This is a genomic window from Longimonas halophila (assembly GCF_002554705.1).
Taxonomy (GTDB): domain Bacteria; phylum Bacteroidota; class Rhodothermia; order Rhodothermales; family Salinibacteraceae; genus Longimonas; species Longimonas halophila.
The window spans coordinates 1-15,546 of sequence record NZ_PDEP01000023.1; the positions used below are offsets into that span (position 1 = coordinate 1).

Here is a 15,546-nt window from a genome sequence, read left to right on the forward strand (position 1 = left end):
CACGTAAGGCATAGGCAGACGGGTCTATTCTTCAGCACAGGTCATGGTTTGTCTCACGACCTGTACCGCTGGAGGATAGGCCCGTTCTGTTTTGTTAAGACCCGCCTGAGTTTTGTCATGTACTGTGGCGATTGGGGGAAGAAGCAGAAGAGGAGGGGACATCATCAGGCGTAGGATCAGACATAGGCAGGGCACCGACCCGGCGGCGGAGCGATTAGGCAGAACACGACACCCACAGCATACCGCCCCGACGCCTCTGGTGCGTTATCCGAGCGTGTCAACCTGTTGCGTGAGCGTGTCAGGGGACACGCCGGTGTCAGGGGACACACCGATGCGCCAACACGCTGATGTGTTGATGTGACAGGGCTATACAATCGGAGGACAACCAGGCTCCAGCTACGTGTCCTTCGACACGTTGGGCCCGACGATAGACGATGGCACGCCGCGGGCGCACGCCAAATTCCTCTTGGAAGTGACTGCTTTGGAAGCGACTGCGGAAATGCGATACGATTTTGAATTCGAGCCCGTACGCCCCCTCTCACCAGCCACGTCCCCGATCATCTTACGTCCGTGGGGTAACAGAAAGACGTCAATGGCATATACCGTAAGGTGCTTCACTGTAAGGTGCTTCACCATAAGGTGCTTCCCTGTACGGTGCTCTATCTTGATCCGCCTAATTGCTGAGTAGTAACTGCCGAGTAGTAACTGCCGAGTAGTCTATGCCGCATCTTCCAGATGACGACGCGATTTATGCCGTGCTGCATGCGTTGTCTCTCGATCGCACGCTCCATGAACAGTTTGTGCTCAAGGGCGGAAACGCGCTCCGATTGGCTTATAAGAGCCCTCGGAGTTCAGTAGATGTCGACTTTAGCTCAACGGAGGCCTTTCCAGATCAGCCCGATGCAACGACGCAAGCCCTGCTCAAAGATGTCGAAGCGCGCCTGAATCGCGTCCTGGAGGAGGTCGCTCCGATCTATGATTTTGCGTCGCTGGTTATCCAGAGCACGGACGTTCACCCGGGCAACCATGACCCGAGGGCATTTCCGGCATTGGAAATTAAAGTGGGCTACAGCGAGTTAGACGACCGCGACCCGCCATTTAGCGACGTCGTCAAGCTGGAAATCACGCTGAACGAGGTCGTGTGCGCAGATGAGTACGTGTCTGTTGACAGTGGACGTGCAGGCAACGTTGACCTCCATGTCTCCGGTCTCGACGATATCATCGCGGAGAAGCTGCGGTCACTTCTTCAGCAAGTGACGCGCAATCGGAATCGGCCGGGCGATGTCTACGACATTTGGTTCTTCACAACCCGGGTTGGCGCCGCTCTCAGTGCGGACAACATCGCCACGTATCTGCAAAAGAAGAGCCACGATCGACTGGGCGTTGATCAGGTTACCCACGACATGTTTACAGATCCCGAGGTGCGCAAACGAGCATCCGTCGGCTACGACGACATTGCCAGTCGGCTTCCTGATGGTGAGACCCTGCCGCCTTTTGAGGACGCGTTTGATCAGGTGATTCAGTTTGTTGAAGCGTTGGACCTCCCCTAAATCGCCGCTATGCTGCAGCTCCCACCATTACATCGGTTTTGCTTATGGTGGCGGCTCTTTGCTGGCCGGTCGGCACTACGAATACGAGGCGTCTCGGGTATCGAGAATAGAGGTGGGATGATTGATCGAGAGATTCCATTCTTCGCTGTATGAGGATGCGTACTCTTTCTCCGGATTGAGCACGCGCGAACCTCCTCTCGGGCTTTTTTCGGCTTTCCACTGGGCAAAATGCGTGTGCTGCATGCCGAGCGTTTCCATGACGAATCCCACACGCTGGTACAGAATGAGCCGGTCCAGCCGTTCGGTATAGTCGACTAAGCGGTTCGGATCCGGATCAGCGCGAACCCAGGCGCGAAATACCTCGCTGAGGCCGCCGCAGTACCTCGGCTGTTTGAGACCATCAATTAGCGTCCGTTCAACGTCTGTGCAACGGACGGGAACGCCGTGGACCGATGGGGTGCTATCACCGAATACCCAGTCGTCTTTCAACTGGTGGGTCTTGAGCGTAAAGTCCTCGTAGCTCTTCACGCGGGCGCGCCGGGGAAGGGTATGCGTGCGCCACTCTTCGGGCGTTGTACCAACGGGGACAATCGGGACGGATGCGTCCCGACTCCTCCGCTTGACAATCGTCCCGGGCGAGGAGGTCCCCTCATAGAGGTGGATAACACGGGATCGCTGGTCGGTGAGGCGGTGGATCTCAAGCGCTGAAGAGTGAGACAGAATGTCCAGTGGGTAGGCTTCGCTGGCCAGCTCGTAGATGTTAAGACTTTGGCGCGCATAGGGACTTGTCACCTTAAACAGGCGTTGCCCCCTGATCGGAGCAATCAACCCGTCGCGTCGGAGACGAGATAATACGCGATCAACGTTCTTTGCAGGGTAATGGGGATCCCGTTCGCGCCTTAAAATCACATGGGCGCGCCAGGAAGAGAGGATGTGGCGACTCTCTTCAGCAAGTTTGGATAAGACAAGGAAAGCGTCTTTCATAGTGTTTTTTGATCGCAGCCTTCGCATCATGATCCTAAGGACATGATGCGAAGGCTGCAACGCACTTTAATGCAAATCGTTTCTTTCCGTGTCAGCGCCTGAACGGTCAACGCGCCAGTCTTCAGGCCGCGGATCGCTAACGGGCGCCTGATCCCGGATTGATCGGGCCCCCTCTTCAAGCGGTTCGCCCCGCTTGTCAGTCTTCGCTTGTCGGCCGTCGATTCACTAACGGCTTACAGCGCCTCAACATACGTCCAAGACGCGCCCTCATCTAAGCGGGTGACGTTCTCCGCCACCGCAAACATAACGAACGGGCTCATCGACAGACCCTCTTGGCGAGCTCATTTGCGAACGTGATCGTGGAGTGACTCCGGAAGTCGAATCGTCAGTGCACCCATGGCTCTATCGTCCTATGTGGGTCGAAGTATGTGAAGGGGATACGAAAAGGGCGTCCCCCAATCATATGTTATGTCGTTGTAGCGCATCCGCGATTCTGGTGAGCCCACTCCGCCGAAAATGCGCGAGCAGTTGCCTCGGCGTCTGTGGAGGATGAGACAGCGACGCGCGAAGCGCCCGAACGACGCTCACGACGGCTTCGGGCGCCTGTTGGTACAGCATTATGATGAAGGCGTCTGGCGAGCAGGCCGTAACCCCGTAGGGCGCAAGCGAACGGCTCGGAAAGTCCCGCAGGTTGTTGGTAACGATGTAATCAGCATCCGCCTCGATGGCAGCGGCCAGCACATGGTGGTCATCCGGGTCGGGCAGTGATACGTCGGCCATGTGCTTTTCGTATCCTTCCACACAGGCCCCGGGCAAGGCTGTGTCCATAAGATCCTGCGTGCGCTTGACATCGTCCCATGTGATGTCCGCCCGGTTTGCGACCAGGTTACGCATCCATTCATCACAGATGGCCTCGCTCCAGTGCGCGCGAATGAGTTCGCTCACTGCGAGGCGCATCAAGACGTCCCGAAGTTGGGCTGGATACAGTACATTGGCATCCAGTATCGCCACGGGGACCGTGCGCATAAAAAAACATGAGAGCTATAACTATAATACGATCGACAATGTATATCGGCGCAACATTCGAGTACGGCATTCGGGTATGATCCTCACGTATGCTTGGTACTCGGAGCGTGCCCAGCTGTGTGTCTTCAGTATCCCATGTCCAGCTCTTGGGCCTGATCGGTGAGCGCCTGGAGCGCATCTTCCGCTTGGGCGCGCTGCGCTTTTTTATACGTAAGGACATCGCTGCGGCGCACGCGGTGATGGCTGCCCACTTTGTGATACGGGATCTCGCCTTCTTTAAGCAGCTTCACGAGATGAGGTCGTGAGACATTGAGGAGGCCCGCGGCCTGCGTCGTTGTGAGTTCCTCTTCTCGTGCCTCGCTCTTTTGATCGGCCTCTTCATTTGCCTGGATGGCATGGGCAAGCGCTTCAATGGCAAGCGCACCGACCGATGGAGGCAGGGTGATCTCGCGCCCTTTTACCGTCAAGGTGAACGCAGAGAACTCGCCCTTCACATCGTTGAGTCGCTGCACCGTCGCGGCCGTATCGGCGTCGATAGGAGTAAGGCGTGTGCTCGGGTCTGATGTCACATCTGGTGTCACGGGTCGTTTATCAGGCATGACGCACGGCGGGATTGATGAGCGGAGGTGTCGCTTTCGCTAAGTGTAATAACCGAAACAGCACGGAGTTCCTGGGTAATTGGACTTATAAGTCACTCGCTCGGCATCAGTCGGTCTTGTGTGTTGTCTCAGAATCGGTCGGTTTTGAAACCACCGCCCGCCTTCGCTCCGCCCCCTCATATAATAGGTCTCTTCTCCCACCTCTCCGTCTCAAAAGACGTATCAAAACAAATCATCTCGACTGCTGTTGCACCCTTCAGGTATTGATACGCCCCGCGCTTCCAGCGGGCATTATTCCAAAATAGCTGTCGCTCTCAGGTAGCTGTTGCTCCCAAATCACTGTCGCTAATAGCTCTCGCTCGTTATGCACATCGGCTACGCCCGCGTCTCCACCGGCGAACAGAACCTCGACCTCCAGACTGACGCTCTTGAAGAGGAAGGCTGCCAGCGCGTCTACACTGACGAGCTGAGCGGCGCCACTGCCGAACGGCCGGGCTTGCAAGAAGCCATGGACTACGCTCGCGAAGGAGATGTGCTGGTCGTCTGGCGCCTCGATCGCTTCGGGCGCTCGCTCAAAGACTTAATCTCCAAGGTCGAAACGCTCAAAGAGAAAGGCGTCCAGTTCAAGAGCCTCAAGGAAAACCTCGACACCACCTCCAGCGCCGGGCGGCTTCAGTTTCATATCTTTGGCGCCCTGGCGGAGTTTGAGCGGGACCTGAATCGCGAGCGTACCATGGCCGGGCTTCGCGCCGCCCGAGCCCGCGGGCGAACCGGTGGACGGCCACGGGCCTTATCTGAAGACGACCTCCCGGAGGTGCAGGCCCTCATGCGTGACCCGGATGTGCCCGTGCGGCGCATCTGCGAGCGGTTTGAGATCTCGAAGGCGACGCTCTACCGCTATGTCAGCCCGAATGGGGAGCGGCGCTATGACAAAGAGTGAATCCATTCACATCCGCAGGCAACTGTTCTCACTGTGTTCTCCCTGCAATCGGGCATACTTGCAGTTGGGACCTCATTAGGCCTATACCTTACCAAACGGTCTACAAGTGGTTTGACCGTTTTGACGAGAAGGGGCCAAAGGGGCTGTATGACCAAGGGCGCCGGGCGTCCGCCCAAGATTGACGAGGAAGCTGAGGAGGAGCTCAAGCGTGTGCTGAAGGCACCCCCGACCGAGGAAGGATACGAAGCGACCCGCTGGACAACTCCGAAGCTGGCCGAACGTCTTCCGAAAGTACCCCTCGTGTGCTGTATGACCTATTAGCTGCATTAGCTATGGTCATCAGTTGTCACTGAACGCTTTTAGTACGGCCTCTGACATTGCTTCTGCGGCGTCAAGATTGTCGGAGTAGGTATCCCAGACCCGTTCGCTCCTCGAACCGCCCGTAGGCCGGGGCTCAAATAGCGCGTGCTCATCATGGACAGCAAACCCGTTCACCTGCATTGCTACGGCATCCGGGCTACGAAAGGAAGTCGAGCTTGGAACGCTGGAGTGCAACTTGAGCTTGCTAAGTTGTTCACTCAACTCCTGCGCCTCTGGGTCAGAAGCACGAAGTCTCCTGTCTGCCTTCTTCATTTTAAGATAGCAAGTAACGGCTAAAATTAGTTCCTCATGCTTCCAGGTTATGTTTCTTTTCGTCATAGGGCTTTTTTGTTAACTGTTGTTTGGATGTGTGCCCGGATTTTCGGATCAGTTGGGCTACTAATTACGGCTAAGACGCAGCAGTGGTTTGCGGTTCTGATTCGAGGTTATCGAGCGTTTGCCCGAGATGTTCTCGAGGAGGAATGTCGTTGACATCTACGGGCCACTGTTCTGCTTGCAAGCATACTTGCAGTTGGACTTACATTCAGCCTATATTTTACCAATGTGAATCTGCTATGGTAGCATGTGGCAAGCCACGACCCTACGAAGCTCTGCAAGGCCGTGAAGCAGACTACCGCGTGATGCAAAACAGGTTGACATAAGAACAAACCCATAAGCTCTAACTCGTTGCAAGCACCTGTGTTAGCAACTCATATGCCTGCGTGCTATGTCAACTGAGTTGATATAAGTATAGGTTATAGGGCTTTGTAATTCATCATTTATCACTATTAACTCCTTTTAGATTTTTAAAGTAAAGAAATGAAGAAAACGGTATTTGAAGTTAGGCAGATGGATTGTCAGGCGGAGGAAAACTTAATCCGCATGAAATTAGATGAGCTTTCAGGTATTAAAAATCTTGAGTTTGACCTTCCAAATCGGAGACTAGCTGTTTACCATTCTGGTAAATCTGATCCAATAGAACGTTGTATCACTGCATTAAATTTAGGTGAGAAAAAACTTTATACAAACCAAGTATCTTCAAAAGTATTTTCAGAAAAAAAAGATCAAAAAAAGCTTCTTTGGTTAGTACTAGCAATTAATTTTTTGTTTTTCCTTATAGAAATAACCTTTGGTTTTATTTCAGAGTCAATGGGTCTTATAGCAGATAGTTTGGACATGCTTGCAGACTCATTTGTTTATGGCATTAGTCTTCTTGCTGTTGGCAGTACTTTGGCAAGAAAGAAACGAATTGCAAAAATCGCAGGATATTTTCAGATAACACTTGCCGTAATAGGTTTTGTAGAAGTGATAAGGCGCTTTTTTGGAACAGTAGAGCTTCCCAACTTTTCGACAATGATAATTGTTGCAACTCTTGCATTAATTGCAAATGTCTTTTGTCTTTATTTATTACAGCAGTCTAACAACAAGAAAGAAGCACATATGAAGGCAAGTATGATCTTTACTTCAAACGACATAATAATCAATTTAGGAGTGATTTCGGCAGGTTTTTTAGTCAACTGGCTGAATTCAAATATGCCTGATCTTATTATTGGTTCAATTGTTTTTATTGTTGTAATTCAAGGAGCAATAAGAATACTAAAAGTTGGGAAATAGCAGCCCTATAACCCGCGCATTAAGCGGACGTGCCTCGCCCTTCCCTGTCGGTTTTGGGTTTCTCAATTTCTGTAGTACATTTTGTTTTTAAATCAACGTTGGCCTGCACGCAGCTTATGCGCAATGTCGTTATACAGCCCAATACGCGCTATCGTCCTCTCGAATGATGGATCCAATCGTAATAGCAATCATTGGTGGCCTTGCCCTTCTCGGGGGCTGGCAAGTGGTACGCTGGCTGCAAGGACACACGAAGTACGGACGGCCAGTCTCTGTGTCTACTCAGTCGGATCTTGAAGAGATGTCCGATGAACTGCTTCGAGGTGAGCTATCAGAGGAGAAGTTCTTTACTCTGAAGGCCGGTTCCGATGAACAGGTGGTGCAAGTGATAGGAGGGAACGAATTCCCATTGCTTTTCCTGACGGGCGAGGAGCCGAAGTCGGCACTGCGCAAACTGGGGTTTGACGAGAAGCCTGCCGTGAAAGAGGGACCTCCCCGGCTAAAGCCCATGAAGATGGCATCCGACCAGTACGGCGTCTTTGCTGCCGTAGAAGCAGATGGAGAAGCAGTCGCGAGGTGGTGCCGGAAAGTTTTCCACCGGGTACACGGTGTTTCTGACATTAGCACCCTGACGCTATATATACCCTGAGGCCGTATAACCCGGCGCTGCACCGGACGGTGTCGGTGTTCGCTTCGAATCGATCGCAGCGTCTCGAATGCTCACCGCGAGGCTTGGCGTGAGCACCGCCGGTGAGCTTTGACCGTTATGTGGTAAGTAGATGAGCCTCTGCGAAATCGATGCACGGTTCCGAGTATTTGCTGATCATGCTGAAGCTTGGTGCTGCTGAGTTCCATTGGCACTTCACCCAAGGCTTTCAAGCGCTGGACCAAGATCTATACATTCCTGGCGCCATCTGTCTGCTTAGTGGAATCGAGGCCAGTATCAGAGTCACACTGCATCAGATTGAGCAACCGGATCTCCCAAGATCCGAAGATTTGGGTTCGACTTTTTCAAACAGTCTGCTTCGACAGGCACGTGAGGTAGGGATTAATACCAAGACACTTCAGTTTCCAGGCGAGACTGATTTCGACCAACGGGTTCAGACGCGCAATGATCATGTCAGGATAGTCCAACTGCGCCATAATCTTGCGCATGGCAACGTGCTTGATCACGTAAATCGCGATCTTGATTTATTTACTCCGGAGTGCCTTCGCGAGGTGTGCTCAGACTTGCAAGGGAGCACAAAAGAGTGGATAGCTGAGATAGCTAACTTTCGATCCTCAAACATTACCACATAACAAAGCGCTGCTGGCGACGAAGGGCTCATGCCGCTTTCTGTAGGTTGGCGACTCTGGAAGTTCTTCGTAGATTGGGAGCACCCTTCGCGCCAGAGCTCGCCCCGTTATAGCACAATTAATTATTCAAATAGTCTTCTTCAATTTCACAAAGAAATAAATATGAGTCAAATTGAAATTTTTGAACAATACCTAACAAATGGTGATGATAAAAAAGGCAAAATGGCAATCCTAAGAGGTAGGCCACAGTCAGAAAACCCTACTTCTTTAATGAATGATGCAGTAAGCAAATATGTAGATAATTCACCTTACAATGAATTTATTGAAATTGAAATGGATAATCCTTGGGTGCGAGTAGTTGTTGGTGGGATTAATAAGTTGAATTACGAAGAATTTAAAAACCAAAAATTAAATGATTGAAGATCATATTAGCCACTTGGCATCTTCAATAAATTGGTGGTCAAATTATAAATCAGCAGTTGGTAGAAATTGTCTTTTTAGTGAGGGCGTAATAAAATTTCCGGCTACCGAATATTTAGAAACAATGGATGAAGTAGAAATACATTTGGAATATATGCATCCTAAGTTTCGAATGAAGAGATTAGATATCCACATTAAAGATAAAGACAATGAAGAGGAATGTACATTTGAGTTTAAATATATTCGAGATGGTTCGACAAGAACTACTTAGAGGGTGTCTGAAAATTAGCGAGATTGAGTCAGCCGGCGCAGCATGAGCCGCGTCATGGCAAGTGTGATCATCGCTTCGGCGGTCTGCACCTTGCGTTCGTAGTCTTTCGCCAGCCGCCGGTAGCGTCCCAACCATGCGAAGGTGCGTTCGACGACCCAGCGGCGCGGCTGAACGGCGAAGCCTGTTGACGCAGGATCGCGCCGGACGACTTTCAGGCGCCGCCCCGGACGCCGCTGCCACTTTTTCTTTGCGACGCCCCCATATGCGCTGTCGCCCCAAACCAGCCAAAGGCGCGGGTGAAGCGAGTTGAGTCCGGCAAAGAGCCATCGGGCCGCCGCTGTCGACGAGCAGATGACGTTTGCGACCGGCCACGTTCTTTCCTGCATCGTAGCCACGAGGGCCGCCCGCCTCCGTTGTTTTGACGCTTTGGCTATCGACGATAGCGGCAGAGGCCTGCGGATGTCATCCAGCTTGCCTCCGCACCTTATGCCGCAGGATCCGGTGGAGGCGAACCCAGATGCCATCCATGCGCCACTGCCGAAAGTAATGGTAGACCGTTTTCCACGGTGGGTAGTCCGAAGGTAGCATACGCCATGCGACCCCACCCCGCACGACGTAGAAGATCGCGTCGACGATGCAACGGACCGTCCACCTGCGCGGCCGTCCCCGCCGGGAAGGCAGTGGAAATAGGCCTCGAACGAGGCTCCATTCCTCGTCACTGAGATCGCTGGGATAAGTAGACATCTGTCGGTAAGGGCGTGTGGGGAAAAAGCAACAGTACACGCACCCATTCAACCCGTTCATCAGCCAACATCATTTTTCAGACACCCTCTTAGCGTTTTGCAAATCGAAAATACTATCGAGTGATGGATGAAGCATACGCGAGCTACAACAAACGCGAACTCGGATTTCGGGATTACTTCCAGGCCCATTACGAGTTAGAGGATGAGCCAATAATCCACCCCGAGACTGATACTCCAGGAGGAGGAGAGCAGGTGGTGTTGGACAAAGGACTTTACCGTTGTCGTTACTGTGGATCCAAAAAGTCTGACGGAGTTGGCTTTAAAAAAGCGCACGTCATCCCTGAACATATGGGGAACAAGCTTATCGTTTCACATGCCGAATGCACACCTTGCAATGAGACCTTCTCGGTGTATGAGGCACACCTTGGACAACTCATTGGTCCGCTCAAAACTCTGCTAGGTGTAAAAGGAAAGTCCAAAGGTGGTAGGCGAATTCCAAAGTTCAAAGACTTCAAGTTTGATACAGCTATTACGAGGTCTGATACAGGGGTTCTCTGGGAAATAGACCCACAGCAGACCACAGTTCGTCTGGATAGTCCTAGGGACATCAGTATTGGTGTTCGTCACATACCGTATGTCCCCCTTTCTGCCTGGAAAGGCTTAGCTCGGTCTTCAGTACATCTTCTTGATCTTGAATAACTTGACCATTTTCAGTGGTTTAGGGAGGCGGTTCACAAGGAGGTACACGACGAAGCAATCGAAAAGGCTGTTGGCATCGCCTGCGCAATATCGACGTTTATCCCAAGTATGCACAACTTGTATCACAGGCCAGAACTTAGGTTATTTAAGCGAAGAGCAGACTCTATTTACGCCGTGGAGGGCTCGATTCAGCCAGAGAAAATGTTCGTAGTCAAGGCAGCCAGTCATATTTATCAGATTCCCGTTTTTAGCGACCGAGACCTCCGTTTCATGTATGAGAATACTGAGTCCGGTAATGCTTTAGCGGAAAAGCGTGGCATCCCTATTTACCCGGTTCTTGTTCCACAAGACTTTGCTGATCAGTACGACCTACCTAAGCGATCAATGTTAAATTTAAACTCGACAGAGAAAGAGAGACCTATCAATTGGGTTCAGATTCATCACAGCGGTCCTCAGCCTCTAACGGACGAACAAATGAAGGAGGCTGGCTTGTCCTCAGAGGAGATTGCTCAGATGAAGTCGGATGGGCTCACAGGTGAAGCTGCTCTCGAATGGCTGCAATCCCTTGCAGCGCCTCCAGATGATGAATCTTAACCTCTGTCTGAAATCGTAATCTCACAATCCACATAACAAGCCGCTGTAGCAGACGCAGGGCTATTACGTTTCATCGAAATCGACATGCTGTTGTGAAACGAAATGCTATAATTCGCCATTTGTGCCGATTTCACCTGCGCTGCTAAGCTTGGGTCGTTATGTGGCCTCCAGTATCGCCCCTCTTACGCCCGGTAAGCTTATCAATTGTGGCTGTCGCCCTGTGCCTTGCCTGCTCAGGATGCGGCGGTCCAAGTGCTGCCGAAGTTGAGGAGACGATGGAGCACTGGTTGAAGGCTGATGTGCCCTCTGATTTTGAGCTGATCCAAAGCGAATCCTCGCTCGCACCTGGTGAAGAGCTAAACACCGTGGTGATCGACTTCACTCCGGATCCCTACCGTAGACTTCTAAAGTCACTGGCCTCATCGCATGCAGATTCCCTTCGCTTGGAAGGGGCTATCGACCTACAGGGGGATCCCGACGGAGCCGAGGACGCTTTCTTCCTGCTTTCCGTTCAAGACTCAACACAACAAATGATACGCCTTCAGTACGGGGACCAATGACCTTTCTGCTCATTGGCAACCGTTTGGGGCCAAATAACAAAGCGCTGCTGGCGACGAAGGGCCTGTGCCGGTTTTCCGGGGTTGGCGTCTCCGCAAGTTTTTCCGTAGGTTGGGCGTAACTCTTCGCGCCAGATCTCAAACGTTATGCCGCATCTTCCACGCGCAGTTTGACTCCTCAAAGTATCTTTTTAACATCACATGGGTGAATCAGATTACACTCTGCCTTTAGATGCCTTCATTCGTTCCGTCGGAGTAAATAAGCAATCACCACATGCCTTTTTCCTTGGTGCAGGAGCCTCAATCAGTTCGGGGATTCAGTCTGCCTGGATGTGCATATGGGAATGGAAGCGGGAGATCTTCCTGAGCCAGAATCCAGAGCTTCGCGCTCAGTTCAGGGAGCTTTCGCAGCAGTCGGTTCGAAAACGAATTCAGCGCTGGCTGGAAACCGAGGGGATCATTCCCTTCGACGACCGCGATGAGTACGGCTACTACGCCGAGGAATGCTATCCTATACCTAAAAACAGGCGGCACTACTTTCAAAATCTAGTCTCCTCAGCGTCGCCAGGGCTTGGCTACCAGCTACTCTGTCTTCTCGCCGAAGCAGGAATTGTGCATTCGGTGTGGACCACAAACTTCGACGGGTTGGTTCCGAAAGCGGCGGCCAGTCTTCAGCTGGACCTTACTGTCGTCGATGTTGGAGTGGATTCTTCGGCGCGTCTGCAGCGGCAGCATCGCCTTGACGAGCTTCTTCATGTTGCGCTCCACGGCGATTACAGGTACGACGCGCTCAAGAACACTCGGGCGGAGCTGCGAAACCAGGATGACGAGCTTCGCGCGGGACTCGTTAAGGACGCCAGAGATAAGAACCTAATCGTCGTGGGGTATAGCGGCCGAGATGATTCGGTGATGGATGCGCTGCGTGAGGCATACGCTCAGGAAGGGACGGGCTGGCTATACTGGTGCGGCTACGACGCGGAAGCACCTCCCAAGCCGGTGCGCCAACTCATTGACAAGGCAAGGCAGAATGGCCGGGAAGCATATTACGTCAACGCCAGTGGATTCGATGACTTGGCAGAGCGACTGGCCTCGCACTGCTTGGAAGGCCAGCTTGCGGAGCGGGCGAGAGAGAAGCGCGCGGAGATGCGCCGCGATCCGTCGCAGCACCTCCAGCCGTTTACCGTTCAGCAGTCGCGCCCAACAGGGCTTATCAAAAGCAACGCCTTTCAGGTGGAATGTCCAAGCGAGGTCCTCTGCTTTGAGTGGGACTTGGATTTGGAGGGCGGCGGATACTGGAGCGAACTGCGCGATCGGACAAGGGGCAGATCCGACATCGTCGCCGGTTTTCTCGGCACGGACGTACTGGCCCTGAGCACCATCGACGGGGTGCGTGACGCTTTTCGCGGCGACCCGATCAGCAAGGTGCGGCGCCGACCGATTAGCGATGACGATCTACGCATGCAAAATGGCGTGGTCGTGTCGCTTTTCACGAAAGCGCTCACCAGGTCGATTGCGGAAGTGCGCGGGCTCAACGTCTACGGCAAGAACTTGCTGTGGGTTGATGAGAGCACGAGAAAGAGCGCCTACGGCCAGACCTACATGGTCCACGAGGCCGCAAGGATTCACCTGCGGCGTTACCGGCAGCAGCAGTATCTCGTCATCTCCCCGACCATTGTCACGCACGACATGAGCGGGGAGGAACCTTCCCGGAGAGCAGATAAGGAACTAAAGAGAAAGGTGCTCTCGCGGCAGTACAACAGCGAGTACAACGACGCGCTCGACCGTTGGCGAGAGCGCTTTGACATTGGGGGTGGGGCCAGCTTCGAGTTTCCGCCCAATTCCGGTTCGATGTTTCTTTTCAATATTCGCTCTGCCCCAGACTTTGCCGCCGTCTCTTCTTCGAAGGGAAGGGCCATCACGGTTCCCGACGCTGCGAAACGGCTCGTGCGCGTTCGGGGCATAGAGCTTCAGGAGCCAGAGTTGCTTTTCAGCCGGTCGCGTGGAAGTGGGCACGCCAAGGACTTCAATCCAGTGCGAGGGCTCTGCCAAAATTTGCCTTACGACTACGCCCTTAACAGGAATGGTCTGGGAGGAGACATTCGTGTAGGGGTGATCTGTCCCCGCCAAGACACCCAGGTGCTGTCGCGCTACCTGAAACGCTTCGCCCAGAAGCAGCGCGCGAAGACCAAAGATGAGTACCTGACGGACTATCCCGGCTTTCGGGGAGCGTTCGGCGTCGCCCTCGATGTGCCGGAGCCGCAAAACAACGCCTGGGTAGAGTGCCCGGAGCCGGACCCGAGTTTATCTCCAGAGAGGGGAGGGACCGCTCTGAGCCAGAGCATCATGCGAGCTGTTGACCAGCTTCACGCCTCGCCGTCGAGTCCGCACGTTATTGTCGTTTACGTGCCAAGACGCTGGGCCTCGTTCGAGAGCTTCAGCGACGAGAATCAGGTATTTGATCTTCACGACCAGGTCAAAGCGTTCAGCATTGAGCGCGGAATCGCTACACAGTTCCTGCGAGAATCGACGGTGCAGGATTCCTACCAAGGGTCGATCATGTGGTCTCTGGCGCTTGCCTTCTACGTCAAGGCGATGCGAACGCCTTGGGTGCTCGACCGGATGGACGACGACACCGCGTTCGTGGGGCTTGGGTTCAGCCTGGATCATCACGCGCGCGCAGGGCGGCAAGTCTTGATGGGATGTAGCCACATCTACAATGCTGAGGGGTTGGGACTCAGTTATCGGATGAGCCAGATAGAAAGCCCCGTGATAGACCGTCGCAAAAACCCTTTCATGTCACGGGAGGATGCCCGCCGAATGGCCGAAAACACGCTTCAACTCTACTACTCATCGCGGTTTCGCTTGCCCCAGCGCGTCGTCGTACATAAGCGTGTGCACTTCAAGAGGGAAGAGCGTGAGGGACTCTTGGAGGGGTTGAGCGGCGTTGACAACGTAGACCTTTTGGAGATAAACGTTGAGCCATCACTTCGGTACGTGGCTTCCCGCGTTAAGAACGGGCAGTTTCGTGGCGACGGGTTTCCGGTACGCCGGGGCACCACCCTGCCATTGGACGACGACAAAGCACTAATTTGGGTTCACGGTTCGACAAGCTCTGTCAAACCAGGCCGGACATACTACCAGGGCAAACGCCGTATTCCTGCCCCCCTCATGGTGAAGCGTCACCACGGCAAGACGGGTCTACCTACACTGGCCGAAGAGATCGTCGGCCTCTCGAAGATGAATTGGAACACGATTGATCTTTACACCAAGCTGCCGGCAACATTGGACTCGTCACAGAGCATTGCACGCATTGGAAGCTTAGCTGGATCACTCGGTGCGCAGTCCCATGATTACCGCTTGTTCATGTAGCGTGAGAGGATACAGATGGAGTTACCCTGTTTTTGTGATCGTTCTGCACTGCGTGATACGGGGCATGGAGTACTCGTTTCTGCAGGAGTTCGAAGCCCGCAGAGCTATACATATGCTGCTTGATCGTCTCAGGCCGGTTGATGTATTCTGCAGTCTGCCCGTTGCTTCATGGAGAGGCCTCTGCATGGTCCGGTAGTCTCGTCGGCGATCCACAGCGCATCCGGGCCTTCGGCCTCGAAGTCGCGTGTACAAATCGCTTGGACGTGGTTAAAGTCACTGAATACCATGATAAGGGTGTGCTTATCCTTACAGCCATGGTACATGACAAAAGTTGAGTGTCTCTTCAAACGCGAATGATTGCCTACCCATAGGATATTATCCATAGGGCAGATGAGCCGTCGGTCGTTGAAGCAGGCTCAAACAGCGGAAGAGGGCGGCGTCTTGCCGCTCGGGGGTCGTCAGTATCTGTTGCAACCCATCTAACCCGTACCGGAACAGGCTCTTCGCGCGGCGCTCGTGCGCCTTTT

At 53.2% G+C, this 15,546-nt stretch carries 15 protein-coding genes and 1 pseudogene; 12 read left to right on the forward strand and 4 right to left on the reverse strand.

The window, feature by feature from the left end:
* Window positions 1-719: 719 nt before the first annotated feature.
* Window positions 720-1,550, forward strand: a complete 831-nt coding sequence (locus tag CRI93_RS14750; protein WP_098063452.1) for a nucleotidyl transferase AbiEii/AbiGii toxin family protein — start codon at window positions 720-722, stop codon at window positions 1,548-1,550.
* Between the two features lie 75 nt (window positions 1,551-1,625).
* On the opposite strand, the gene CRI93_RS14755 is transcribed toward CRI93_RS14750, so the two are convergent.
* From CRI93_RS14755 to CRI93_RS14765, 3 genes are all read right to left on the reverse strand, one after another.
* Window positions 1,626-2,534, reverse strand: coding sequence for a type IV toxin-antitoxin system AbiEi family antitoxin domain-containing protein (locus tag CRI93_RS14755; RefSeq protein WP_176521895.1), 909 nt, complete (start codon window positions 2,532-2,534; stop codon window positions 1,626-1,628).
* Window positions 2,535-2,993: 459 nt separating this feature from the next.
* The gene (locus CRI93_RS14760; RefSeq protein ID WP_098063456.1) at window positions 2,994-3,560 is read right to left on the reverse strand and encodes a PIN domain-containing protein; all 567 of its coding nucleotides are present in this window, start codon (window positions 3,558-3,560) and stop codon (window positions 2,994-2,996) included.
* A gap of 125 nt (window positions 3,561-3,685) precedes the next feature.
* The gene (locus tag CRI93_RS14765; protein ID WP_098063458.1) at window positions 3,686-4,159 is read right to left on the reverse strand and encodes a helix-turn-helix domain-containing protein; all 474 of its coding nucleotides are present in this window, start codon (window positions 4,157-4,159) and stop codon (window positions 3,686-3,688) included.
* 364 nt (window positions 4,160-4,523) lie between these two features.
* On the opposite strand from CRI93_RS14765, the gene CRI93_RS14770 reads away from it, so the two are divergent.
* The 8 genes from CRI93_RS14770 to CRI93_RS15240 all read left to right on the forward strand — a co-directional run bounded on the left by CRI93_RS14770 (window position 4,524) and on the right by CRI93_RS15240 (window position 9,057).
* On the forward strand, window positions 4,524-5,099 hold the full coding sequence (locus tag CRI93_RS14770; RefSeq protein ID WP_098063460.1) for a recombinase family protein: 576 nt from the start codon (window positions 4,524-4,526) through the stop codon (window positions 5,097-5,099).
* Window positions 5,096-5,281, forward strand: a complete 186-nt coding sequence (locus CRI93_RS15725) for a helix-turn-helix domain-containing protein (protein ID WP_425437001.1) — start codon at window positions 5,096-5,098, stop codon at window positions 5,279-5,281. The genes CRI93_RS14770 and CRI93_RS15725 overlap by 4 nt, the downstream gene beginning before the upstream one ends.
* Complete coding sequence (locus tag CRI93_RS15230) at window positions 5,247-5,420, forward strand: helix-turn-helix domain-containing protein (RefSeq protein WP_141491740.1); 174 nt, start codon at window positions 5,247-5,249, stop codon at window positions 5,418-5,420. Before CRI93_RS15725 ends, CRI93_RS15230 begins: the two co-directional genes overlap by 35 nt.
* A gap of 858 nt (window positions 5,421-6,278) precedes the next feature.
* A complete protein-coding gene (locus CRI93_RS14780; RefSeq protein ID WP_098063464.1) occupies window positions 6,279-7,073 on the forward strand; it encodes a cation efflux transmembrane domain-containing protein in 795 nt (264 codons plus the stop codon).
* 271 nt (window positions 7,074-7,344) lie between these two features.
* Window positions 7,345-7,719: a hypothetical protein gene (locus CRI93_RS14785; protein ID WP_141491741.1), complete on the forward strand. Its 375-nt coding sequence runs from the start codon at window positions 7,345-7,347 to the stop codon at window positions 7,717-7,719.
* Between the two features lie 176 nt (window positions 7,720-7,895).
* Window positions 7,896-8,369: a hypothetical protein gene (locus CRI93_RS14790; protein ID WP_141491742.1), complete on the forward strand. Its 474-nt coding sequence runs from the start codon at window positions 7,896-7,898 to the stop codon at window positions 8,367-8,369.
* 27 nt (window positions 8,370-8,396) lie between these two features.
* Entirely contained in the window at window positions 8,397-8,786 is a 390-nt protein-coding gene (locus CRI93_RS15235) for a hypothetical protein (protein WP_141491743.1), read from the forward strand.
* A complete protein-coding gene (locus CRI93_RS15240; RefSeq protein WP_141491744.1) occupies window positions 8,779-9,057 on the forward strand; it encodes a hypothetical protein in 279 nt (92 codons plus the stop codon). The genes CRI93_RS15235 and CRI93_RS15240 overlap by 8 nt, the downstream gene beginning before the upstream one ends.
* A 14-nt stretch (window positions 9,058-9,071) precedes the next feature.
* Here the strand turns inward: CRI93_RS15240 and CRI93_RS14795 are convergent.
* Window positions 9,072-9,801: pseudogene (locus CRI93_RS14795) on the reverse strand (IS5 family transposase).
* 122 nt (window positions 9,802-9,923) lie between these two features.
* Here CRI93_RS14795 and CRI93_RS15245 point away from each other — a divergent pair.
* From CRI93_RS15245 to CRI93_RS14810, 3 genes are all read left to right on the forward strand, one after another.
* On the forward strand, window positions 9,924-10,499 hold the full coding sequence (locus CRI93_RS15245) for an HNH endonuclease (protein ID WP_141491745.1): 576 nt from the start codon (window positions 9,924-9,926) through the stop codon (window positions 10,497-10,499).
* A gap of 270 nt (window positions 10,500-10,769) precedes the next feature.
* The gene (locus CRI93_RS14800) at window positions 10,770-11,093 is read left to right on the forward strand and encodes a hypothetical protein (RefSeq protein WP_141491746.1); all 324 of its coding nucleotides are present in this window, start codon (window positions 10,770-10,772) and stop codon (window positions 11,091-11,093) included.
* 758 nt (window positions 11,094-11,851) lie between these two features.
* Window positions 11,852-15,019, forward strand: a complete 3,168-nt coding sequence (locus tag CRI93_RS14810; RefSeq protein ID WP_098063474.1) for an SIR2 family protein — start codon at window positions 11,852-11,854, stop codon at window positions 15,017-15,019.
* The last annotated feature ends 527 nt before the right edge of the window (window positions 15,020-15,546 follow it).

Coding starts and splice junctions, on each gene's coding strand:
- CRI93_RS14810 (WP_098063474.1), top strand. CDS start 11,852: ATGGGTGAATCAGATTACACTCTGCCTTTAGATGCCTTCATTCGTTCC.
- CRI93_RS15240 (WP_141491744.1), top strand. CDS start 8,779: ATGATTGAAGATCATATTAGCCACTTGGCATCTTCAATAAATTGGTGG.
- CRI93_RS14790 (WP_141491742.1), top strand. CDS start 7,896: ATGCTGAAGCTTGGTGCTGCTGAGTTCCATTGGCACTTCACCCAAGGC.
- CRI93_RS14800 (WP_141491746.1), top strand. CDS start 10,770: ATGTATGAGAATACTGAGTCCGGTAATGCTTTAGCGGAAAAGCGTGGC.
- CRI93_RS14755 (WP_176521895.1), bottom strand. CDS start 2,534: ATGAAAGACGCTTTCCTTGTCTTATCCAAACTTGCTGAAGAGAGTCGC.
- CRI93_RS14760 (WP_098063456.1), bottom strand. CDS start 3,560: ATGCGCACGGTCCCCGTGGCGATACTGGATGCCAATGTACTGTATCCA.
- CRI93_RS14780 (WP_098063464.1), top strand. CDS start 6,279: ATGAAGAAAACGGTATTTGAAGTTAGGCAGATGGATTGTCAGGCGGAG.
- CRI93_RS14765 (WP_098063458.1), bottom strand. CDS start 4,159: ATGCCTGATAAACGACCCGTGACACCAGATGTGACATCAGACCCGAGC.
- CRI93_RS15230 (WP_141491740.1), top strand. CDS start 5,247: ATGACCAAGGGCGCCGGGCGTCCGCCCAAGATTGACGAGGAAGCTGAG.
- CRI93_RS14770 (WP_098063460.1), top strand. CDS start 4,524: ATGCACATCGGCTACGCCCGCGTCTCCACCGGCGAACAGAACCTCGAC.
- CRI93_RS14750 (WP_098063452.1), top strand. CDS start 720: ATGCCGCATCTTCCAGATGACGACGCGATTTATGCCGTGCTGCATGCG.
- CRI93_RS15245 (WP_141491745.1), top strand. CDS start 9,924: ATGGATGAAGCATACGCGAGCTACAACAAACGCGAACTCGGATTTCGG.
- CRI93_RS15235 (WP_141491743.1), top strand. CDS start 8,397: ATGCCGCTTTCTGTAGGTTGGCGACTCTGGAAGTTCTTCGTAGATTGG.